At 36.7% G+C, this 22,430-nt stretch carries 21 protein-coding genes; 6 read left to right on the forward strand and 15 right to left on the reverse strand.

What is annotated here, in order from left to right; all coding sequences use genetic code 11:
- The first annotated feature begins 46 nt into the window (after positions 1-46).
- The 6 genes from PCY14_RS00245 to PCY14_RS00270 all read left to right on the forward strand — a co-directional run bounded on the left by PCY14_RS00245 (position 47) and on the right by PCY14_RS00270 (position 4,861).
- Positions 47-622 carry a CYTH domain-containing protein gene (locus PCY14_RS00245; RefSeq protein WP_008535174.1) on the forward strand — a complete coding sequence of 192 codons (576 nt, stop codon included), beginning with the start codon at positions 47-49 and terminating at the stop codon, positions 620-622.
- A 313-nt stretch (positions 623-935) separates the two neighbouring features.
- Positions 936-1,907, forward strand: a complete 972-nt coding sequence (locus tag PCY14_RS00250) for a ribose-phosphate diphosphokinase (protein ID WP_293936597.1) — start codon at positions 936-938, stop codon at positions 1,905-1,907.
- 3 nt (positions 1,908-1,910) lie between these two features.
- A complete protein-coding gene (locus tag PCY14_RS00255; protein WP_021152361.1) occupies positions 1,911-3,023 on the forward strand; it encodes a cysteine desulfurase family protein in 1,113 nt (370 codons plus the stop codon).
- 1 nt (position 3,024) lies between these two features.
- Positions 3,025-3,372: a DUF1831 domain-containing protein gene (locus tag PCY14_RS00260; protein ID WP_002884733.1), complete on the forward strand. Its 348-nt coding sequence runs from the start codon at positions 3,025-3,027 to the stop codon at positions 3,370-3,372.
- A 141-nt stretch (positions 3,373-3,513) separates the two neighbouring features.
- Complete coding sequence (locus PCY14_RS00265) at positions 3,514-4,173, forward strand: redox-sensing transcriptional repressor Rex (protein ID WP_021146221.1); 660 nt, start codon at positions 3,514-3,516, stop codon at positions 4,171-4,173.
- Positions 4,166-4,861: a gamma-glutamyl-gamma-aminobutyrate hydrolase family protein gene (locus tag PCY14_RS00270; protein ID WP_301363016.1), complete on the forward strand. Its 696-nt coding sequence runs from the start codon at positions 4,166-4,168 to the stop codon at positions 4,859-4,861. Before PCY14_RS00265 ends, PCY14_RS00270 begins: the two co-directional genes overlap by 8 nt.
- 56 nt (positions 4,862-4,917) lie before the next feature.
- Here the strand turns inward: PCY14_RS00270 and radC are convergent, their stop codons facing one another.
- The 15 genes from radC to PCY14_RS00345 all read right to left on the reverse strand — a co-directional run bounded on the left by radC (position 4,918) and on the right by PCY14_RS00345 (position 22,335).
- Positions 4,918-5,604, reverse strand: a complete 687-nt coding sequence (gene radC, locus PCY14_RS00275) for a DNA repair protein RadC (protein ID WP_008535178.1) — start codon at positions 5,602-5,604, stop codon at positions 4,918-4,920.
- Positions 5,605-5,649: 45 nt separating this feature from the next.
- Positions 5,650-7,293, reverse strand: a complete 1,644-nt coding sequence (locus tag PCY14_RS00280; protein WP_021146223.1) for a rhamnan synthesis F family protein — start codon at positions 7,291-7,293, stop codon at positions 5,650-5,652.
- Positions 7,294-8,496: a polysaccharide ABC transporter ATP-binding protein gene (locus tag PCY14_RS00285; RefSeq protein WP_021146224.1), complete on the reverse strand. Its 1,203-nt coding sequence runs from the start codon at positions 8,494-8,496 to the stop codon at positions 7,294-7,296.
- Positions 8,496-9,302, reverse strand: a complete 807-nt coding sequence (locus PCY14_RS00290; RefSeq protein ID WP_021146225.1) for an ABC transporter permease — start codon at positions 9,300-9,302, stop codon at positions 8,496-8,498. The genes PCY14_RS00285 and PCY14_RS00290 overlap by 1 nt, the downstream gene beginning before the upstream one ends.
- Positions 9,303-10,241 carry a glycosyltransferase family 2 protein gene (locus tag PCY14_RS00295; protein WP_060934258.1) on the reverse strand — a complete coding sequence of 313 codons (939 nt, stop codon included), beginning with the start codon at positions 10,239-10,241 and terminating at the stop codon, positions 9,303-9,305.
- Positions 10,238-11,386 carry a beta 1-4 rhamnosyltransferase Cps2T gene (cps2T, locus tag PCY14_RS00300; protein ID WP_021146227.1) on the reverse strand — a complete coding sequence of 383 codons (1,149 nt, stop codon included), beginning with the start codon at positions 11,384-11,386 and terminating at the stop codon, positions 10,238-10,240. Before cps2T ends, PCY14_RS00295 begins: the two co-directional genes overlap by 4 nt.
- Positions 11,387-11,552: 166 nt before the next feature.
- Entirely contained in the window at positions 11,553-12,800 is a 1,248-nt protein-coding gene (locus PCY14_RS00305; RefSeq protein WP_021146228.1) for a glycosyltransferase family 4 protein, read from the reverse strand.
- Between the two features lie 3 nt (positions 12,801-12,803).
- A complete protein-coding gene (locus PCY14_RS00310; protein ID WP_301363018.1) occupies positions 12,804-14,111 on the reverse strand; it encodes a DUF2142 domain-containing protein in 1,308 nt (435 codons plus the stop codon).
- On the reverse strand, positions 14,098-17,049 hold the full coding sequence (locus PCY14_RS00315; protein ID WP_301363019.1) for a rhamnan synthesis F family protein: 2,952 nt from the start codon (positions 17,047-17,049) through the stop codon (positions 14,098-14,100). Before PCY14_RS00315 ends, PCY14_RS00310 begins: the two co-directional genes overlap by 14 nt.
- Positions 17,050-17,259: 210 nt before the next feature.
- Positions 17,260-18,036 (reverse strand): glycosyltransferase family 2 protein, encoded by a 777-nt coding sequence (locus PCY14_RS00320; RefSeq protein WP_293940740.1) that lies wholly within the window; start codon positions 18,034-18,036, stop codon positions 17,260-17,262.
- Entirely contained in the window at positions 18,026-18,382 is a 357-nt protein-coding gene (locus tag PCY14_RS00325; RefSeq protein WP_143568012.1) for a DUF2304 domain-containing protein, read from the reverse strand. Before PCY14_RS00325 ends, PCY14_RS00320 begins: the two co-directional genes overlap by 11 nt.
- Positions 18,382-19,098, reverse strand: a complete 717-nt coding sequence (locus PCY14_RS00330; protein ID WP_042767099.1) for a glycosyltransferase family 2 protein — start codon at positions 19,096-19,098, stop codon at positions 18,382-18,384. Before PCY14_RS00330 ends, PCY14_RS00325 begins: the two co-directional genes overlap by 1 nt.
- Positions 19,099-20,067 (reverse strand): glycosyltransferase family 2 protein, encoded by a 969-nt coding sequence (locus PCY14_RS00335; RefSeq protein ID WP_293940738.1) that lies wholly within the window; start codon positions 20,065-20,067, stop codon positions 19,099-19,101. It abuts the gene before it with no gap.
- Between the two features lie 32 nt (positions 20,068-20,099).
- Positions 20,100-21,080: a glycosyltransferase family 2 protein gene (locus PCY14_RS00340; protein ID WP_293940736.1), complete on the reverse strand. Its 981-nt coding sequence runs from the start codon at positions 21,078-21,080 to the stop codon at positions 20,100-20,102.
- 1 nt (position 21,081) lies between these two features.
- The gene (locus PCY14_RS00345) at positions 21,082-22,335 is read right to left on the reverse strand and encodes an oligosaccharide flippase family protein (RefSeq protein WP_293933988.1); all 1,254 of its coding nucleotides are present in this window, start codon (positions 22,333-22,335) and stop codon (positions 21,082-21,084) included.
- Positions 22,336-22,430 lie beyond the last annotated feature (95 nt).

The following is a 22,430-nucleotide window of genomic DNA, read 5'->3' on the forward strand; positions in this document are numbered from 1 at the left end:
AATCTGTTATATTATACCATATTTAAAGGACGAGGGAGGGACACACATGAACCATTTAGAGATAGAGTACAAAACTCTACTCACCAAAGATGAGTATAATCGTTTGGCTATGCTTTTCTCCCATGTAACACCTGTTACACAAACAAACTATTACATTGACACCATTCAGGGTGATATGAAGAGCAAAAAATTGTCTTTACGCATCCGAACGCTCCCGACTCACGGAGAACTGACTCTGAAAATTCCTGAGAAGGTTGGAAACATGGAGTACAACGTCACCATGGATTGTGCAGAGGCTAAGGCTATGACCAAGTCACTAGACTTTCCCGATTGCCAAATCAAGTCCATTCTTCTGGAGCGTGGGGTTAAGTTAGAGGACTTGACCGTTCTCGGGCATTTAACCACAACTCGTCGTGAATACCAGACCAACATTGGGCTTATGGCCCTTGATGTCAATGTTTACGCTGACAAGAAAGACTATGAACTGGAGTTGGAAGTTTTGGATGCCGAAAAAGGCAAAGATGACTTCGATGCCTTTCTTAAAGAAAATAACATTAACTTTAAATATGCCAAAAGTAAGGTAGCACGCTTTGTAGCTACTCTCAAGCGCGACAAAGACTAATTAACAATAGCTGATAAAAAATCTGCTCATTAGTTACGATGTAAGTCTATAAAAAATTCATTCCATTTCTGAGACAAGGTTTGTGCCTTGTCTTTTTTGATAACCAAAGGAGTAGCCAGAAATACCATTACTGTTTGGTCTAAAAACGCATACAAGAGACAATTTTTCTCCAAAGGTTCGTCATTTTCGTTCATATCATAGTTTGATGGCTGAAATTTCTGCTGCTTTTTGCTAAAATAGAACTATCTGTAGTTTAATTTATAATAGCCCTAATTGGGCTTAGCACTTATTTATTAAAGGAGTCACCATTATCATGGTACATCAAAAAGCAAACCCACAATTGAAATTGTTCTCTCTCAGCTCAAATCCCGAAATTGCTGAAAAAATTGCTGAGGCTACCGGATTGCCACTTGGTAAAGTTTCTTCACGTCAATTCTCTGATGGAGAAATCATGATTAACATCGAAGAATCTGTTCGTGGGGACGATATCTATATCATCCAATCTACTAATAAACCTGTCAACGACTACCTCTGGGAATTACTAATCATGATTGATGCCTGCAAACGTGCCAGTGCAAACTCTGTCAACGTGGTAATGCCTTATTTTGGTTACGCACGTCAAGACCGTATCGCTGCTTCGCGTGAGCCCATCACTGCTAAATTGATTGCCAACATGCTTGTTAAAGCTGGTGTTAACCGCATTTTGACTCTTGATCTTCACGCTGTCCAAGTTCAAGGTTTCTTTGACATTCCAGTGGATAATCTTTTCACGATGCCTTTATTTGCGGAATACTACGACGAAAAAGGATTCACAGGTAGTGATATTGTCGTTGTTAGTCCTAAAAACTCTGGTGTTAAACGTGCACGTGGTTTGGCAGAATACCTTGATGCCCCAATCGCTATCATCGACTACGCCCAAGATGATGCTGAACGTGAAGAAGGCTATATCATCGGTGAAGTTGAAGGCAAAACAGCCATCATTGTTGATGATATTCTTAATACTGGTAAAACTTTTGCCGAAGCTGCCAAAATCCTTGAACGTGCTGGTGTGAAAGACATCTATGCCGTAGCTAGCCACGGTCTCTTCGGAGGTGGAGCTGCTGAAATCCTCAACGTTGCACCAGTCAAAGAAATTTTGGTGACAGACTCCGTTGCAACTAAAGAAAAAGTTCCTACAAACGTTAAATACATTTCGGCAAGTAAGCTCATTGCCAACGCTATTACTCGTATCTTTGAACGCCAACCACTTAGCCCACTCTTTGCTTATAAATCTAACGAGGACTAAGCTATGGTTTATTTGGACAATGCAGCGACAACACCATTGAATGCCACTGCTATCTCTGCTATGACCCATGTCATGACTGAAACCTTTGGAAATCCATCGAGTCTTCATGCTTATGGGCGCCAAGCTTCCAAAGAACTCCGTGAAGCACGTGAGGAAATGGCCAAACAGTTCGACGTTCCTGCCCGCAAGCTTATCTTCACTTCTGGTGGGACTGAGGGCAACAATACAGCAATCAAAGGTTACGCCCTCGCCAATCAAGCTAAGGGGAAACATTTGATTACGACGGCCATTGAACACCACTCGGTACTTCACACCATGGCCTATCTGGAAGAACGCTTTGGTTTTGAAGTAACCTATATTCAACCGAAAAATCAGGTTATCACAGCACAACAAATCGCTGATGCTCTACGTGACGATACCATTCTCGTTTCTGTCATGTATGCCAATAACGAAACTGGCCAACTGCTTCCTGTCAAGGAAATTGGGAACTTACTCGCTGACCACCAGGCTGCCTTCCATGTGGATGCCGTTCAGGTTGCAGGGAAACTTCCTATTCACCCTGAGGAACTCGGTGCCGATTTCGTCTCTATCAGCGCCCACAAATTCCATGGACCTAAAGGTGTCGGCATGCTCTATCATAATGACTTGCACTTTGACAACCTTCTCCATGGTGGTGAACAAGAGGAAAAACGCCGTGCCAGTACTGAAAATCTAGTCGGAATTGCAGGAATGACCGCAGCTTACAAGCATGCTAGCGAGAATTACCAAGCCAATTACCAACATGTGGAAACAATTCGTCAGACTTTCCTAGACGCTCTTACCGTTCCTTACGAGATTAATAGCGCTGGTCCTAGCCTACCTCACGTTATCAACATCAGTTTTCCTGGTAAGGAAAATGGTCCTCTCTTAACTCTGTTAGATTTGGCTGGTTTCGCTGTCTCAACAGGCTCTGCTTGTACTGCTGGAACCGTTGATCCCAGCCATGTCATTCAATCCCTCTATGGCAAGGATTCTGACAAGCTAAAAACAGCCATTCGCATTAGTTTATCAGAGGAAAATACCGCTGAAGAACTCCAGGCCCTAGCAGAAAAACTTAATCAAATCATAGGAGACTAACATGGCATTTGAAAAAAGCATTCATTTGACTGACTGTAAGTACCGTTACACCATCAGTCCTAATGTTAAAAAATTCACTCTACGTGATACGACTTTTGTGCAAAATAAGATTGGAAACTACGAGTTGCACCGCCTTCTCGAAAAAGTGCCTAACTCAGGCGAAGGTTTTCCACTCAAAATCACTATTAACAAAGACTTGACAGGCTTCAAATTGTCTATCACAGACAAATCTGGCCTTCGTAACGTTAATATCTTTAAAAATGAAGATCACCACATCTTGCAAGAAAAATTCTACTTCTTGATGCAGAGCTTGGTTGATCGTAACGTTTTCGAGCAAGAAGAAGTATAAATTTTTTCTTACTACATAGAAATAGCCTATCCATGTGATAGGTTTTTTATATCGCCTCATCTACACTATTTTGTTGCAATCTTCACAAACTTTTCTTAAAATATAAGAGAATCATACTAATTAAAGAAAGGAAAGCGATCAATGACATTTGAGAAAAACATCCCAAACGCCACTGCCAAACGTCTCTCTCTCTACTATCGTATTTTCAAACGATTCCATCGTGAAAATATCGATAAAGCAAGCTCTAAACAAATTGCTGAAGCGATTGGGATTGATCCTGCTACTGTTCGTCGTGACTTCTCCTATTTTGGTGAGCTAGGTCGCCGTGGTTTTGGTTATGACGTAAACAAGCTGATGACATTTTTCGCTGAACTCCTAAATGACAATGCGACTACCAAGGTACTCCTTGTAGGTGTTGGTAATGTCGGGCGTGCCCTTCTCCACTATCGTTTTCAAGAGCGTAACCGCATGCAGCTGGTCATGGCTTTTGACACGGATGATAACGAATTGGTAGGCACTCAAACTGAGGACAATATCCCTATCTATGGAATTTCTCAAATCAAAGATAAGATTGCCCAAGAAGACATCAAAACAGCCATCCTGACAGTGCCATCTATCAAGGCACAGGAAGTGGCTGATCTTTTGGTTGAAGCTGGTATTGAAGGCATCCTCTGCTTCTCTCCAGTTAACCTTAATCTTCCTCGCCATGTGGTTGTCCAGTACGTGGACCTCACTAGTGAACTACAAACCCTACTCTATTTCATGAAAGAAGAAGAAAAATCAAGGAGAAGTAATGACTAAACCTATTATCGGAATCACAGCCAATGTAAGGCCAAACCCAGCCCATGAAGATATTAACTGGTCCTATGCCCCAACTGGCTTTGTCGAAGGGGTTCAAAGAGCCGGAGGCCTAGCAATCCTTCTACCTGTTTCTGATCCTTCGGAAGCTAAGAGCTACATCTCCATGATTGATAAACTCATCCTCATTGGTGGACAAAACGTTGACCCTAAATTCTACAACGAAGAAAATCATGCCAGTGAAAATGACTTCTTCCTTGAGCGAGACCTCTTTGAGATGGCACTGATTGAAGAAGCTACCAAACAAAAGAAACCAATCTTTTCAATCTGTCGTGGTACCCAACTCATGAACGTTGCCCTAGGTGGCAGCCTCCACCAAGACATCGAGCATCATTGGCAAGACAAACCTTCGGATTATCTTTATCACGAGATGGTGATTGAAGAGCACAGCAAGTTGGCAGACATTTACGGTTGTGAAACCTCTATTAACTCTTTCCACCATCAAAGCATCAAACACTTGGCCTCTGACCTTCGTGTCATTGCGCGTGACCCTGAAGATAACACTGTTGAAGCCGTTGAGTCAAAAACGCCAAACCTTCGCTTCTTAGGCGTACAGTGGCATCCTGAGCTTCTCCTAGACAAACGTGAAGAAGACCTCAAACTCTTTGAATACGTCGTTAACGAACTATAAAAGCAACTGAGACTGCACTCAGTTGCTTTTATAGTATTTCTATCAGGGGACTCTTGCTAGAGCTCAAAATCCTCTCTTTCCTCTCGGAAAGAATAATAGGTGGATTTGCCTACAATCAAATGATCAAGGAGACAAATCCCCAAGTCATTGCAAGACCGCTTGATCTTTTGCGTAAAATCAATGTCATTATGACTAGGGTAGGCCTCACCAGACGGGTGATTGTGAACCACTATTAAAGACGTTGCCATCAGATGACAAGCATAATGCAAAATCTCACGAGGCTCTGCAATCGAACGACGCACCCCACCAATAAACACCGTCTTTTGCTGAATGATACGATTCTGCGTATCCAGGTAAATGGCCACCAAATGCTCCTGAGGCTTGTCCCCAATATCCAACATCATACGACGGGCCACCTGCTGACTAGACATAATCTGCTCAGAACGAGCCAACTCAGCCTTCTCAATCCGCTTAGACAGCTCCACCATAGCCTTCAACTCGATAGACTTCACACGCCCAATACCAGGAATGGCCTGAAGTTCATTTAAAGACAAGCGAGACAAATCTGCCAAACTCGTCATCCCTTTCAAAATACGACTAGCCATAGATAAGACCGACTCCGACCTAGTTCCCGTTCGCAGCACTATGGCCAACAGCTCCTGATCTGACAAAACCTCCGCCCCCTTCTGCAAGAGACGCTCACGAGGCAAAAGTCCCGACTCCTCAGCTACAATACTATACATAAGAAAAAACCTCCTACTTACTTATTCGTAAGTGGGAGGGGGAAATTAAATAGATGAGGATTTTTTTAAACCTATTTTTCTTAAAAAGGCCTTTTGATAGGCTGAAAACTTATCCTTGAGTGTCAGTGGTTTCGGAATCTTTTCCGTCTCAATAAGATAAACCTTATGTCGTTCGGCATAAGATATTGCTTCAGAAGTTATTATACGATAATCGATTCCTTCATCCCAAACTTTTCGATAAAAGAGATAATCCAGAACATTCTCATCAAAATGATAAAAAATGGGTTTATCCTTTAGTATAATTTTCCCAAAAAAATCTTTTGACATCCACATGGAGCCTTGGAAAACATAGAGTGAATTATTAGTAGCTTTTAGACATTGGTTATTTAAGTCAAGTTCCTGATTATGGTTTAAAGTGCTGATTGAGTCTGTCCAATAAAGTTCCTTAGACAAATCAGCAAACACCAGACCAACCTCTGGAAAATGTGTAAAAATTGATACTACTCTCTCTTCATCTAATAGCATATCCACTAGAGCATGTCTTGTAGCTTCATCAACAAGGCGACCTTCATTTCCAAAGTCTGATGTGTGAAAATGTCCAACAAAGTCATACTCTCTAAGCTGAGATACCAAAGATACTAAAGCATGATAATGATTTTCAAAAGTTTGAGAAACAAGATGGAATCTATCTTTCTCAAAACGATTTAATAAGATAACCTCAACTTCATTTCTATCGATATGGCTTGAAAGGGTAAAATAGTAGAAAGCAGACAAACTTGTGTCCGTAAATACTTTTAGTCTCTCTACATCACTAATGTGTACATGAATAGCTAAACGACAATTGAGCCTTGTAATTGTGTTAAAGTTAGAATCAACCATCTTATCATCTAAAAATACCAAACTATCAGGGGAATGATAACGGTTCAGATGCGACTTGATTAGTGCCACCGGATAAGTTGATCGGTTAGTAAGATAATCTAAAAGTAGTTTTCCTTTTTTCTCATCACCTGTAAAAGCTTTCAACTTAATAAAGGGTACCTTATGCTCAAGGGTACTTATTGGTCTGTAATAAGAAAAATCAGGGTGAATTAAATCTTCTGCCTCTTCATCAATGGTATTAAAGACAGCATCATAATGAAAACCTGCTTCAACCAGAACACTAGTAACTTTAGTTTCGTAATTGTCAATAACATCTTGAACGTCGGTAAAAGTCTTTATAGAAGTCCAAAATTTTTGAAAGGCATCTGAAGCAACAACATGCTTTTTGAAAGATATAAAATAACTTTGTAGATGCTCATCGAAATATTTGGTTTTTCTAAAATTCGTCATTCCCCAAAAGTCAACATTCGAACGTTTTTCAAAGCCTTCAACTAAGTCAGTCATATCCCATAGAGGACCAAAGCAAGTATCATTCATGAGTGTAACTGAATCGAAATCCGTTAAATGGTCAAAACCGACATGAGCCATACCATCTCTCCAAGCTGCAAAATCAAAGCCTAGATTTTCTCTTTGTAATACCTTCTCTACACCCAGATCTTTGAGAGTTTGTAATGTGGACCCTGTTAGTTGACTATTTGAAATCACAATAAGTTTAGAAAAAAGTGGTCTAAGCTGCTCTAATTGATAGAGCACATGACCACTTAATTCGTTGTACTTATTATAATGAACATACAACAAGAGACGTTTCATTTATTCCTTAATCTCCCATTTTCCATTTCTCTGAACCATACCAGTTGCAGAATCTTTTGCTGACTTATCATCATCTTCAATATCTGTTCGATTTAAGAGAATGACTGGTGAATTAGCTGAATCAGCAAAAGCAATCATCTGATCATCATTATCTCTTATAGAGACTTGAAGCTTGAGCTTAATATCATTCAGATGAGCCAAACTGCATTTATATGTGAGTGTTTTTCTTCCTGAACCACTGGTCTTATTGTCCAAGGAATTGTCATTATAAATCCAGATACCACGGTCAATATCTGTAATTGAAAAGGCAATATAGGTCTCAATATCTTCATTCACATCATAAGAAATCTCGAATGAAATATCTTGATCAGGACTAATAATATTTTCAGTCAAAAGTTTAACTTGTAAATTAGTGATTTTGGGATTTTCAACCACCACATCATCATTTGAAACTTTTTGACCAGCAGCATTATCAAAGCTATATTGATTGGCAACTTCATCAGGATCACCAACAACTTTGACTAGACCATGTTCAATCAGAACTGCCTTATTACAGTACTTTTTAACCGCTGACATGTCATGGGTCACCAAGATAGTTGTCTTTCCAGATTGCTTACGTTCCATGAAATAATCATTACATTTACGTTGAAAGGCCTCATCACCCACGGCCAACACTTCATCAAGGATGAGGATATCACCTTGGGCCTTGATAGCTACAGAAAAGGCAAGACGAACCTGCATACCACTTGAGTAGTTCTTCAACTTTTGATTCATGAAGTCATGAAGTTCAGCGAAATCTACAATGTCATCATACATGGCGTCTACTTCTTCTGTTGAGAAACCAAGCATAGCCCCATTCATGTAGACATTCTCACGGCCAGTCAATTCTGGGTTAAATCCAACCCCCAGCTCAATGAAAGATACCAACTTACCATCAATGGTAACCTTACCTTTTTCTGGAACATAAATCTCAGAAATAATTTTTAGAAGCGTTGATTTCCCTGAACCATTACGTCCAACAATTCCATAAAAATCACCTTTTTCGACTTCAAAAGAAATATCTTTCAAGACATGTTGCTCAGTATACCCTTTAATCCCTTTAAAGCGATTAACAAGAGTTGTTCTTAGACTCTGGCTCGCCTCAGTTGGCAATTTAAAATACTTACTTACATGATCTACTTTTACAGCAATATTATTTGACATTATAGAATCTCCGCAAATCGTTTAGCATTTCGATTAAAGACAAGGAAACCAATGATAAAAATCACAACAGGAATCGCATAAGGAACAAAAGCAATCAATTTATTGTTAATAATATCCCATCCTCTTGGGTTAACTGGGTCAATGATAAAATGACGCATATCCTGTAAAATCTGAGCGATTGGATTCAGCATCATAACCTTTGCAACAAACGTCTGGTTTCTTTGAAGAAGGTAAGTGATGGAATAGATAATCGGACTCGCATACATACCTGCTTGAAGTACAACTTCCCAGACAGGACCAATATCACGGTATTTAACAAAGAGTGCCGACAAGATAAAAGCAACTCCCATGGCCATTAAGAGAACCTCCATGAAAAGAGGAATAATGACCAAGGTATTAATACCAATCGGAACCTGATTAATTAAGGCAAATGCAAAAACAACCACTAGGTTAATCAAGAAGTTAATTGCAGCTCCTAGTACAGATGAGATAACAATTGTTTGCTTCGGAAAGTTTAGTTTACGTAAGAGATCACCTCGTGAAACAATAGAGAGCATTCCCATATTGGTAGCCTCAGTAAAGAAACTCCAAAAAATCATGGCTAGAAGCAAGCCTACAGCATAGTGTGGTGTCCCGTCATCAAATCTCAAAAAACGAACGAAGACAAGATACATAATTGTAAACATCATCAACGGTTTCAAAATAGACCAAAGATAACCAATAAAAGAACCCTGATAACGTAATTTAAAATCTGTTTTAATCAGTTCCTTAAGTAAAACTCGATTTTTCTGACTAAAGAATTCCATTTAGTCCTCCTTATACATGAATTTTGTCAAAATCAAACTCGTAAATACAAAGGTGTGAAAGGCTCTATTTTTACGATAACCATATGTTTTCAAACGACGATAACGCTCGCTTAACCCTTGATCCATTATAGTCACAAAGTTCTCAACCAGCTCTTTCTTTTTAGCATCCAGTGGCAAAGAAAGAAGATTTTCTGCCTGATTCTGACTAGCCCTAATCAACTTCCAGTATTTATTGAATAAGGTCTGAGGTCGAATCCAATTTTGCATACGTTTACGAAGAGTTCTAGCACCCAAAACATTATCTGCATGCTGACGGTAAAGTTCTGTCGGTTGATCAACATAAACTAGATTTCCAAATGCTGAAGCGAGCAAGCCTAAGTACCAATCATGCATTAAAAGTTCACAGACCTCATTACCAGTCCATAACTCAGCAAGAGCATGATTAATCATAGCGACACCACCCGTAACAGTATTTTCGGTCATTTCTTGAACCAACTCGGTGTTAGCATGGTCTGACTGAGTACGTATCATACTCTCATGAAGCACCTCTAAATCCTGATTCACAACTTTTAAATCAGTATAGACCAAAAGAGGTTTATCAGATGGGTAGCGATTAGCTTCATCAAGTTGAACGTATAATTTTTCAGGAAGCCAGATATCATCCTGGTCAGAGAAAAAATAAAAGTCGGATTCTTGGTATTTTAAAAGTGTAAAGAAACTCTTTATAACGCCTAAATTCTCAGTTTGATCTGGATTGATAAAGACAATGCGGTCATCTTCCAAAGAAAAACGTTTGATAATATCTCTCGTTTTATCCTTAGAACCATCATCACGAATTAATAAGGTCCAATCAGTATAAGTCTGTTGCTGAATACTCTCTATTTGCTCTGCTAAAAAGTTCTCGCCATTATAAGTAGACATGAGAATAGTTACTTTCATGATAAAAATAGCTCCTCGTATTCACCCACGATTTTTTCCCAGGTGTAATTTTCTTTCATATTTTCTTTAGCAGCATTTCCCAAGTCTTCAAATGATACTTGACCATTTACAGAATCAATCAAACCCGACAGATTTCCATCGACTTTGTTCCAATACAAGGCAGTCTCTTGAGCAACCTGATGGTTAAAGTCTACGTTAAAGATAAGGTTGAGATTCGTTTGAGCCAGAGCTTCTAATAAACCTGGATTCGTTCCACCTACTTCATGTCCATGAATATAAGCGAAAGCCTGGTTTCGGATATACTTAAGCAAATCCTGATCATAGACAGTTCCCACAAATTTCACACGTTTATCTTTATCAAATCCTGTTATCTGTCTTAGTTCATCAAAGTAAGGATTACCTTCATGATTACAGATAATAACAAGATCACGTTCTGTAGAGGACTTCATAAACTCTCGAATCGCCGTTTCATAGTTATTTTCTGGAACAAAACGCCCTAATATCAAATAATATTCTTTTTCTTGAGTTTGCCATTTTTGATACCAATCTCGAACAGAAGCATCCTCAGCAGTCAAGGTCGTCTTTGATAAATCCGTTCCATAAGCAATAAAAGTTGTATTAGACCACGGATAGGTATCATGAATATAAGTCTCAATACCTCGATTATCAGAAATAATGAGGTCTGCATACTTTGTCATTTCTTTTTCAGAGTATTTGAGATAACTTTGAACAGGTTTAGACCACTTAGCACGCTTCCATTCTAAACCGTCAGGATTGACTAAAAGAACTCCACCAATAGACTGAATTTTCTTTGCGAAATAGGCGATGAAGGCACCTATAGTATTCCCTAAAATATAAAAAATCGGTTCTTGAATTTCCTCTTTTTTAATAAACTTCAAACTATAATTGATAGCCATCATATCATAAGCTATAACACGCGCAGGACCTAGTTTGGGAGGATTAACTGTAAAACAATCCGTTCCCTTATAATCAAAATGCTTGCCTGTACGTTCATCCGATAAGCAAGCCACATGATAACGTATTCTAGGCGATACCTTATGCGAGACCAATTTCTCAACAAATGTCTCGAAGCCACCGTACTGAGCGGGTAAACCACGACTACCTATGATAAAAATATCCTTCAAAGTTTACCTCCATTCGCCACGTCTCTAAAATACACAGAATCATACATAGTAGCTTTTATTATACCATTTTGGAAGGTATTTTGCATGACTGAACAGAAAGAGTAAAACAAAAAGGCCGTCAAAAAACGGCCTCTCTATCCATAGACATGGAAAACTATATTCTATCTTAATTTATTTTCTTAAGCTGAAATAATTTCTTTATAGCAGATTTGACACTCTTTGTTAGAGCTTTTTTGGTATTTAGAAAATCTATGTCAGACTTATTGACTTTTTTATGATGCAATTCATTATCCTCAAGCTTTTCAGTAATATTAGCGTAAACACTCTCAAGAGAGTATCTCTCTTTCAAACTAGGAACAGCTTGTACTGCTTCACGTTTCTCTTTATTAAATTGAGCAAGGGTATCTGAAATGGTTCTTGTTAATGCTTTTAAATCACCCAAATGGTACATATGACCTTGCTCATTCATATATTCAAAGGCAGATCTGTGTCCTGCATTATCAGATAAAATTGTTGGAATGCCATTTAAAACAGACTCAACGTAAACAAGACCAAACGTCTCCATACTAGATGGAAAAACTGTTAAATCCTTATCAGTAATCATAGACCAAGGATCGTCTACATGTCCTAAAAAGGAAATAGACTTCAGATGATGTTCTGCAATATAATCATCACAAATTTGTTTATAGTCCTCATCCCATGCCCCTAAAAATACAAGCTCAGTTCCTTCTAGATTAAGTAATTGAAAGGCCTTAATCAACTCAAGCTGATTTTTTCTCTGAGTCAAACGACCAACTGAAATGATACGATTATGGAAATTTGAGTCTGTTTTAATCTCTTCTTTTGGATCCATTTGAGTATATGGGGCAAAGGAATAAATCTTTCTGTTAAGAAAATACTTTTCCAAATCTTCTGTTAAAGCGCCCGTAACAGCAAAAATGTCATCTGAGAATTTATCTATAAAGTCCAGTTTTTCCTTATAGTAACCAAATTCTCCCTCAGGAAATTCATGGATTAACCAAAAATGTTTGACATTCTCAAAAGCCGCAGCAAGTGCGCCTTGAAAAACATTTACCGTATTACTGATGACAAGGTCTACCTTGTTATCTACGATAATATTTCGAATATCTTTAATATTCTTATTGTAGGAGGTCACTCGCATAAAATGATTACCTGGTGAGCCACCTGGTGCTTCTTCCCACCACCATTTGACTGCTGTAAGACCATAGGTTTCAATTCCTGCATTCTGCAATGCTGTTCGATATTCTTCTTGAGATGGCACTTTATAATCCGGAAAAACATTCAAGACACGATAACCTTCGTCTACTAGAAATTTCATCAAATTGACGATAGAAATTTCAGCACCATTATCCAGGGTCCCTGTCGGAGAAATAAATAAAATTGTCTTAGTCATAAATTATGCAAATACCCCCCAGTAATGGAAAAGAATCAAATACATAGCAACTAGGAAATTAGCTACTAAAGTCACTGTTGCTATTTTCAATCGTTTATGTCGAGATAAATCGATATTAGCCATATTAGCTACTAGAGGTAATAAAAGAATGATAAATGGCGTAAAATAACGTCCTTGAGAACCAACTGATATATTAGCTCCCTTACCAAGAACAAGAGGTGTCCACTGGATATACATCACTGTGATTGCAGCTAAAATCTCTAATAAGAAGAGAATCCATGATGCATTTGCGAAATCTTTGGTAAAGAAATCCTTCTTGCTTGAGAGAAATAACAGAGTCAAAACTATAATGTCAATGAAAATTAACCAAAGTGGCATTTGCAAGGTAAGATTCCCAAGGTAGCCAAACATTCCAAGGGACAAGATACCATTCAAATTATCATTCAACTCAGGATTGAAAAGTGTATTACGCAAAACGTCTCCATAATGGTGAAGACCACCCTGATTCTTCATCAAAAATTGAAGAACCGCAACAACACCCACAATAAAGAGAAGATAGAAGACTCCTTTAAATTTCGAAATAAAGGCCTTGACTGCTTGCATTGGACGATTTAGAAAGGCAAGGGCACCTTCAAACTTAAACGGTACAAATGGTATTAATCCCAACACTAGAATGTTATTTGGTTTAGTCGCTAAAAGTAAAATCGCAAGACCTATCACTTGAATAAGATTACGATTGGTAAAACGTTTAGAATAGGCAAGATTGGTGATAAAACCAAGAGCCAACATCACTTCCAAGTAGTTCATCACATCATAAGAAAGTGATGAAGCCTGTTGAACCATAATAGGTAAAAGCGATATAAACATTAGGGCTGTCTTTCCATACTTGAAATAACGTATTAAAAAGTAAATTCCTAGAATATAAGCCAATGCATTAAAAATACGGCCCATATAAATGATCATACCAACTGTAGGACTAATCCAGCTTCCAATCGTCATCCCTATCAACTGTGGAATAAATGAGATTGATTTCAAACTCACACCAAAATGAAAAGGTTCCTTGCTCATATCAATTTTTTGAGCAAAAATCTGTTTATATTCTGCTAGTTTAACCTTATCATTACTTGGAATCTCGTTCATCCACTTAAAAGATTTCTCAGTTGGTTTATGGAAAGTTTCCCATGTCATGCGTGCATGATTTGTCTCATCTGGCACACGATTAATCGGAAACACAAACATAAATGAGAAAATAAAAATCGTTGCTAATATGAAAAATAAATTTTCAACTTTTATCTGTTTAATTCTGTTCAAAATAAGTCACCATTTCATCTTTCTTGCTTAAGGTACAATTTCCAAGGACCTCTCGGTAAGCTGATTCAGCTAACTTTTGTCTTAAATCTGGAGATAAAACTAAAGCCTCTAGCTTGTCAAACCACTGATCATCAGTAGCTAACAGACCTGTTTCACTATCAACAACCACATCCGAAAAAGCTCCTATCTTGCTCGCTACTGTTGGCACTTTTACCAAAGCAGCTTCAATCCACTTAATCTCAGATTTGGCACGATTAAAGATAGAATCCACAAGCGGTGCCAGGTTAATATCAACCTCGCTAATCAAGGCAGGCAGTTTATCCCAGTCCACATAATCGTGAGTGACAATTTGATTTTCAAAGGGCTTCATATCTTTTGGAATATCAAGAATTCCGACAATATGTAATTGAACATTACTATATTTTGTAAGCAGTTGCTTAATAGCTGGTTTAATCAATTCAAAATTCTCATTATGACTAATTGAACCAGAGAAATAACCAATCTTAACAATGTCTGATACTTGAGAATAGTCCTTAATAAATTGACTACTGATAGAGATTAACTCATCAGAGGCTAGATTACGATTAAGCAAAACCTTGCTTTGATACTTCTTCAACTCCTCTTGCAACTGGTTAGTTGAAGTAATGGCACCATCACAGTTCTCTAACATATAACCGTAATTACGAACTCCGGCATCATAATTCCCTTTTTCAACCGGATCAAGACCTTGCGTATAACTCAATTGGTCCGTGTAAACCGTATCAAATACCAAATCATCTATATCAAAGAAAACAGGTTTTCCATATTCTTTAGCCAAATGGCAGAGACGCAGAAGCTCAGGCGAAATTGGAGAACGATAGATAATAATATGACTAGCATTCTGAGCCATTGACAGTTGTAAATCTGATAGGTTAACAACCTTAACTTCAAAGCCATGCTTACGCAATTGCTCCGCCTTATTCAAGACACGGTAACGAGTACACTGTGGAATAATATTTTCAACACCATCAATCAATAGAATATATTGTTCCCGAGGAACAGCCTTGAATTTATTGACAATATCTTGCAAGATTGAAACGGGGTAATCTGTTTTCTCAGCAACATACTCTAGCAAATCAGGGATTTCTGATTTACGCTCAAGACCTTGCCACAAGAATTGGTCTTCATCATAATTTTTCAGAGCCGTGTATTTCACCAAAGGACTACCTGCTTTGAGCATCTTAAGTGGGTGGATATACATGGCAGAGTCTTCGTATTCTTGCACGACAGCATCAAAACGATAACCTAAATCAGCAAAATACTTGGTAAAACGTGTCTCATGTCGTCCAATAGCCTTGTCACGAGAATCTGTGTCTGTCAAATGTGTCCAATATTCATAAAAAGCATCATCATTTAACATGAGCTTTTCAATAACTAAGAAATAAGATTGAAGATGCTTAGGAATATAGCCGTATGGGTTCTCCTTAGTAACATCTTCTTGCTCTTCTCCAAATGAAATCCCCCAGAAATCAAGATGCCTATCAGTCATCTCTTGACAAAGCTGAGACAAATCTCTCATTGGTCCAATATTGGTATCATTGACCAAGAACAGTTGATCGTAATCTTTAAGCTTATCTTTACCAAAAGCAAAGATACCCTCTCTAAAGGCTGCTGTGTCATATCCCTTATTGTCACGGGTCAAAACTTGTCCATAAGGTTCAAGTTTATTGACATCATCAACATGAAGCTGACCGTTTACAACAACAATGACATCATCCATTAACGGGGATAAGGCCTGTAAAAATCGTAATTTGTATTCTTGCAAACGATTTTCAGATTCGAAAATGACATAGACTAGAGCTCTTTTACCAGTAAATGACAGGGCTGAACGTTGACTATTTCTAAGACGACGTAACTGACGAACCTTAAGTGGTGTCACATGACGACGCAGTTGTACAGCTTTGACTTTTAAAGCTCTCAAATAATTTTTAATAGCTTTTGGATTCTTTGCAATTACTCCAGCTGTCTTGATAGGAGTGATAAGTGCATTTCCCAGACGGTACGATAGTGAACCTCGGATAAGCTCCATTTCTTCATGAGCGTCTTTCAGTTGTTTAGACTGCGTATATTTTCTTCGTTCAAGCTGATCACGCTCTTTTTTCAATTGGCGAACATAGTCAGTTACTTTATTATGATGTTTCAGCAATTTATCTAAGCGTTCTTCTAAAACCATGAGATTGCCACAAACAGCACGATAGATTTCATGAGGAAGTTTATCAAGATATTTCTCCAAAATCTCAAGATATACTTCATAATGATAGCGAACAGAGTCACGCCCAGAAATGGACCCCGTTTCAAAAACACGATAGTTAAGCTTAGTATTTGGTTGATATACTGCTTTAGCTCCATTATTAATAATGAGATTCAATAAAAAGTCATAATCTTCAAGCTTTTTACGATTTAACTTCTCATCATAACGAGCATCCCCAATAATACTTCTACGAATCAAAGAACAGTTATCGATGAAACTAGCATTTAGAAAATCTGTTAGATCAAATTCACGACTTTTAAGATAGTACTCCTCTTTTTCAGGATTAAAAAGATCACAATATGCAATATCAGCATTTGTTTCAATCAATTTGCTATACAACTGCTCAATATAATCCATATCCAGGTAGTTATCGCTATCTACAAACAGCAAATAGTCTCCTTTGATTAGACCAAGCCCCATATTCCGATTCTTTACAACACCTAGATTTTCATGAGATTCAAAGCTTGTCTCAAAAGGTGAATCTTTCAAAACCTCTTGGATAATTTTAGCTGAACTATCCGTCGAACCATCATCCAAAACGATTAATTCGATATTTCGATAAGTCTGATTAAAAATACTTCGCAAGCATTGCTCAATATACTTTTCGTGATTATAACAGGTTACAACCACTGAGATTAAATTATTCATTTTTCCATCCACTTTGTTTAACAAAATATCAATTAGTACTTGATAACTACTAACATTACTAGCTTCAAAGATTACGGTGATAACCAATCTTTGAAGGTGCATACTACCTCAATTATACTATAGTTTAAACAAAAAAGAAAAAGTCATCTTTCTATTGAGAAACAAAAAAAGCAGAGCGAATCTGCTTTTCATTATCTTAATATTAGCTCGTTAGCCATTTGTCTTCTGACTCTTCACATATTGTTTCATTAGCCCCTTAGCTACCCACTTTGGCCAGAAGAGTTCATACATATACAAATCTTCTTTACTACGAGTATTATCAGCGATAGTTTTAGAAGTCTCAGACTCTTCATGAATTCGGTGACACATAAGCTTATCTGCTACATAGATAAAACGTCCCTTGAACTCGCTAATCTTATACCAAGCATACCAGTCAAGGCTAACCTTCATCTCCTCATCAAAATAGAAATTCTTCAACTTTTCAAGATTATAAGTGACAGCTGGACAACAAATAGGATTTCCAAAAGCCATCACACGATTGCGCCAAAAACGACTAGCTGGAAAAAGATTCAAGGTTTTGAGCATCAAGGTTTTGATCTTAAGATTGGTATTGGCAGGAATCTTAAGACCATTTTTTTCTTCAAAATAATCAGAATATCCGATTAAAACATCAGAATTTCTTTCCATTTTGCCCAATACTTTCTCAGTGTATTCTGGCTCATAGTAGTCATCTTGATGAGCTATTGTAGCATATTTAGTCTCTACAAAAGACATAGCATTGTTCCAATCCTTACCAATTCCTCCACCTTGTTTAGTATAAAATGGGATAGCATAACGCTGGCAAAGTTCCTTAATCGAATCAAGTGGCGTTGAACTATAACAGATAATTTGTGATTTAAGAGTTTGATTTTTCAAAGATTGAATACAGGCTTCTAGATAATCACTTTCTCCATAAGCACAAATTACCCAAGTATGATTATCCTTCATTCTTTTCCTCTTTCTCAACAACGTGACTCTTTAGAATTGATAATTCTTGAACCAAATGCTTAATCTGTTCCTTTTGCTTTGACAATGTCATGGTTTGTAAAAAAGCAATAACTAGCAAGAAGAAGATTGCAAGCGACAATAAGAAATTTGATGTCAATTCAAAGCCAAGTAATCCTGCAAAATAAACCGGAATAACATCAAAAATGGAGATAATAATCATCACAAGACTGATGACAATCCACATAAAGGCCTGCTCAAATAAAATATTATTTTTATTGATATTTCTAATGACTAGATAAAGGAAAAAGATTGAAGCTATCAACATCACTATAGATAAAACTGACATTATTCACTCTCCCTCATAAATGCTGCAATAACAATCGAGGAACACACTTCAAGCATATAACGAATGGATTTAATTGGCGTAATAGAAGAAACGCCACCAGTACGTTCAAACATATTTGCTGGTTGTTCAACAACTCGATATTTACGTTTCAAAATATGAACAATAGTCTCAGGTTCTGGATACTTGATTGGATAACGTTTAGCGAATTGTTTGATAATAGCTTTATCAGCCAAACGATAGCCCGATGTCGTATCTAAAACTCTTTGGCCTGTCGTCCATTTGATGAGATTAGAAATCACACTAATTCCAAAACGTCGCATAAACGTCGTTTGAAATTCCGACTTAACATCACCAACAAAACGAGAACCAATAACTAAATCTGCTTCATTTTTTCGAATTGGCTCAAGCAGTTCTGATAGAGACTCAATATCATGCTGTCCATCACCATCAAATTGAACAGCAACATCATAGTCATGCTCCAGTGCATATTTGTAACCTGTTTGAACCGCACCACCAATTCCAAGATTCATGACAAGATTAACAGCATTAAAATGATTCTCTTCCAAAATTTCTTTTGTCTTATCCGTTGATCCATCATTGATAACAACATAGTCCAACTCAAAATCAACTTTCTTGCGGTAATTCAAGATACTTGTTACCGTGTCGAAAATGCTTTCCTCCTCATTGTAGGCAGGAATAATCATTAAAACTCTCAACTACTTCTCCTTTCCTTTACAGTATAATTTTGAAAACAGTGAGACAAGTCTCAAACGCTCGAAGGTTCTAAAAGCCAATACCGAAACAACGGTTTGCATTCGTTCTCCTGTTATTTCCGATGATAAGGGGGTTAAACTTGAATCTATATTTTCTTTAGAAATCCACTGCTTAATTTTTCTATATTGATCCATAAATGATGAGCTAGAAGCTGCTCTCCCAGAAAAAAGTAAATACCAAATATAATAGCGTTTGATAAAATAACGAATATATTTTGAATCACCAGCAACTTGAAGTAGATGGCTCAAGAAGTACACAATATCTATATTCGGATTAAACCCTCTTTGTGATGTATTTGAAATACTTTTCTCGTTAAAATACCAATTGTAGCCATTATAATCAATTATTTTTATCTTTTCCGTTAAATTGTAAGCTGATAACGTAAAAATAACATCCTCACCAATTGGATAATCAAAAAACTCAATCTCATTATCGATTAAAAATGAAGTTCGATAGATACGTGCCCAAGGTGCAACTATAATATATTTAGACCATTCAGACTGTGTGAGGTCTTGCTTGAAAAGTGTCTTCAAGTCCTGATTAACACGCTTATAGCCACCAAGAACAATATCTAGTTGTTCTTGATCTATTGCATTATAAAAACGCTCTAAATAATCAGAATCAACAAAGTCATCATTATCAATAAAGACAATATACTCACCTTTAGCGAGGTGTATGCCTTTATTTCTAGTTTTAGCAACTCCCTCGTTTTCCTTATCAATAACCCTGATACAGTCATTTTTAGAAGCATAACTTTTTATAACTTCTAAGGTGTTATCTGTAGATCCATCATTCAAAAGAATAATCTCATAATCTTTAAATGTTTGGTTTAAGAGTGAATCTAAGCACTGTTTAATACCCTCTTGAGCATTATATACAGGTATAACTACGGAAACGATTGGATTAGACATATGATACTTTCTAATTATTTTACTGTTACGCATTAAAACTTTTTATATAATTTCATTAGGTGTGGGAATATCTTAATTGATAAATTCACTCCAAATAATCTAGTTAGCAATCCAGTGTATTTAAAGGATTTATTTTTTATTTCATTTGAAAATTTAAGAAGAAACTTATAATCTCTAAGTAAACGTTGAATCTCAGGATGACCAGAATATTGATTAACAAAAGGTAGGATTGAAATATAAGAAATCGCAAAATAAATATTCAATGCATCCTTAACATTAGAACTCAATTTGTCAATGTCAGTTAAACCAATTTCAATGCTCTTTAAAATATCAATTACATTTTGCTCCTTAATGATATTGGTAATACTTCCTAAGCGATTCTGTCTATATTGATAACAGTCTACATTCAAAATCGAATAAGAAGATATTAATTTTAATAGGTCTGCGCAATATAAACAATCCTCAGATAAAAAGCCAATAGGAAAATCCAAACCTTGTTTAAACAGAGTTCTCCTCACACATTTATTCCACGCTGGTGCAGTTAAAACTTCATTTTTAACTAATTCAGCCAATTCATCATTGATATCACCTTGATTAGGAATAAAATCGAAACTAACTTTAAAACTATCATCTGATCCGTAATATTTATTATAAGAAAATACGATGACATCACTTTGATAGTTTTCAATATTTTCCGATAGTGTATGAAGAAATTCTGGATTACTCCAAAAGTCGTCCCCATCAACAAATAATAAATAATCTCCCTTAGATTCTTTGATACCAGTATTTCTTGCTGAAGATAAGCCACCATTTTCTTGATGAATAGTTCTAACAACTTCATATTTAGAGGTTAATTGATCGCAAAGATTTCCAGTTTGACCATCTGTAGAACCATCATCAACAATAACAACTTCATATTCAGAATTAGGGAAATTTTGATTTGCAAGACTATCTACACATTCTTCTAAATATTCTGCCACGTTATAAGCAGCTACCACAATTGAAAATTTCATTTTAATTTTTCTTCCTAAAAATTGTATATGGATTCGTTATAAAATAAATTACTAGAGATGTCAGTAACCATGCTATCATCGCACAAAGAAATGATAGGGATGCCCCAAAAATCTCAAATTTAGAAACTAAAGGCTTAGCCGTTAAGAGTGATACAGTGTAACCTACGACAAATGAAATCACTAAAAAATGCTGCTTTCTAAATATCGTCAAGATATTATCACATACGGTTGAAAAGGTACTTGCAATCCCACCTAATAACAAGACTACAAAACTAGTTTGGTACTGTTTTAGATGAGTTCCATATACAATATCCAGTACTGGAATCGCTATAAAAGCACCAACAAGAAAAATGAAGGTACACGTACCAAGTAAAATCTTGAAGAGATTATTCTTGTAAGTTATAAAATGCGAAATTTTCTTTTCTTCCAAGAAAACTGCAAGTTGGGTAATCATTGGTCTTAGAAACACAATCATCAGATTCATGGCAAAAATGGGTGTGAATAAAATACTAAAATCCCTCTGAACACCGTTACCAATTAGTCCTTGGTTAAAAATATCATTCAATGCATATTTAGGTTGGTTATAAATTGAAACCAGCAAAAAAGCATTAATAAATAAAGGCAAACAATCTTTCAATACACTAATGATATTACCAGGCTTAACACTTAAAGGATTCAATCTATGGAAAACTTTTGAATTAGGGTAGTCAAATAGAGCGATAAATACGAATGAACTGATTGTTTGTGCAATCACTGACCACAATAGATTTTTAGAGATAACTAAAGTTAAAGTAAATACAATTGTTGAGATGGTATTTCTCAGGAAAAGAGACTTCCCAGCAATATCCAAACGTTCCTGCTGCTGAAACAATCCTTGAAAAACATCTGATAAAGCTTCACTAACTCGGAAGAAAGAAACCCAAAATATGATTCCAACATTCGAATGCGTGTTTGGATTAAAGATTAGATAAGCCACTAGAAGAAGAACCATTGCAATATTAGAAATGATCCTAGTAACAAAATAGGTATCAAAAGAATACTTTTCTCTTATATCTGTTGCTTGAAAGTCTCTGACTTGAAAACTAGCAACAATAACAAATAGGTTTGCAATCGCATAGGCAAAACTATAAATATCTGCCGAGACACTATTCAAGGCGCGTGTAACAATAAAAAGAAGTATAACAGAAACAGCTGCTGAAGACATACTTCCTAAAATATTCCAAAAGAAAACCTTTTGGGCAGATACTTTTTTCAACTATTTTCACTCTCTTTCGACACATATATTCCACTAATTATATCATATTCTCAATGAAAAAAGAGAGAACAGCATTATTACACCTGTTCTCTCTG

Origin of the sequence: Streptococcus sp. SV2 (genome assembly GCF_030440175.1) — a bacterium.
In the GTDB taxonomy this organism is placed as follows: domain Bacteria; phylum Bacillota; class Bacilli; order Lactobacillales; family Streptococcaceae; genus Streptococcus; species Streptococcus raffinosi.

What these genes read in the sequence shown, in the direction of transcription:
- radC (WP_008535178.1), bottom strand. Translation starts at nt 5,604, where the DNA reads ATGTATAGTATTGTAGCTGAGGAGTCGGGACTTTTGCCTCGTGAGCGT.
- PCY14_RS00320 (WP_293940740.1), bottom strand. Translation starts at nt 18,036, where the DNA reads ATGAAGGATAATCATACTTGGGTAATTTGTGCTTATGGAGAAAGTGAT.
- PCY14_RS00260 (WP_002884733.1), top strand. Translation starts at nt 3,025, where the DNA reads ATGGCATTTGAAAAAAGCATTCATTTGACTGACTGTAAGTACCGTTAC.
- PCY14_RS00280 (WP_021146223.1), bottom strand. Translation starts at nt 7,293, where the DNA reads ATGAAACGTCTCTTGTTGTATGTTCATTATAATAAGTACAACGAATTA.
- PCY14_RS00255 (WP_021152361.1), top strand. Translation starts at nt 1,911, where the DNA reads ATGGTTTATTTGGACAATGCAGCGACAACACCATTGAATGCCACTGCT.
- PCY14_RS00340 (WP_293940736.1), bottom strand. Translation starts at nt 21,080, where the DNA reads ATGAAATTTTCAATTGTGGTAGCTGCTTATAACGTGGCAGAATATTTA.
- PCY14_RS00335 (WP_293940738.1), bottom strand. Translation starts at nt 20,067, where the DNA reads ATGTCTAATCCAATCGTTTCCGTAGTTATACCTGTATATAATGCTCAA.
- PCY14_RS00285 (WP_021146224.1), bottom strand. Translation starts at nt 8,496, where the DNA reads ATGTCAAATAATATTGCTGTAAAAGTAGATCATGTAAGTAAGTATTTT.
- PCY14_RS00265 (WP_021146221.1), top strand. Translation starts at nt 3,514, where the DNA reads ATGACATTTGAGAAAAACATCCCAAACGCCACTGCCAAACGTCTCTCT.
- PCY14_RS00290 (WP_021146225.1), bottom strand. Translation starts at nt 9,302, where the DNA reads ATGGAATTCTTTAGTCAGAAAAATCGAGTTTTACTTAAGGAACTGATT.
- PCY14_RS00295 (WP_060934258.1), bottom strand. Translation starts at nt 10,241, where the DNA reads ATGAAAGTAACTATTCTCATGTCTACTTATAATGGCGAGAACTTTTTA.
- PCY14_RS00270 (WP_301363016.1), top strand. Translation starts at nt 4,166, where the DNA reads ATGACTAAACCTATTATCGGAATCACAGCCAATGTAAGGCCAAACCCA.
- PCY14_RS00315 (WP_301363019.1), bottom strand. Translation starts at nt 17,049, where the DNA reads ATGAATAATTTAATCTCAGTGGTTGTAACCTGTTATAATCACGAAAAG.
- PCY14_RS00250 (WP_293936597.1), top strand. Translation starts at nt 936, where the DNA reads ATGGTACATCAAAAAGCAAACCCACAATTGAAATTGTTCTCTCTCAGC.
- PCY14_RS00245 (WP_008535174.1), top strand. Translation starts at nt 47, where the DNA reads ATGAACCATTTAGAGATAGAGTACAAAACTCTACTCACCAAAGATGAG.
- PCY14_RS00305 (WP_021146228.1), bottom strand. Translation starts at nt 12,800, where the DNA reads ATGACTAAGACAATTTTATTTATTTCTCCGACAGGGACCCTGGATAAT.
- PCY14_RS00325 (WP_143568012.1), bottom strand. Translation starts at nt 18,382, where the DNA reads ATGTCAGTTTTATCTATAGTGATGTTGATAGCTTCAATCTTTTTCCTT.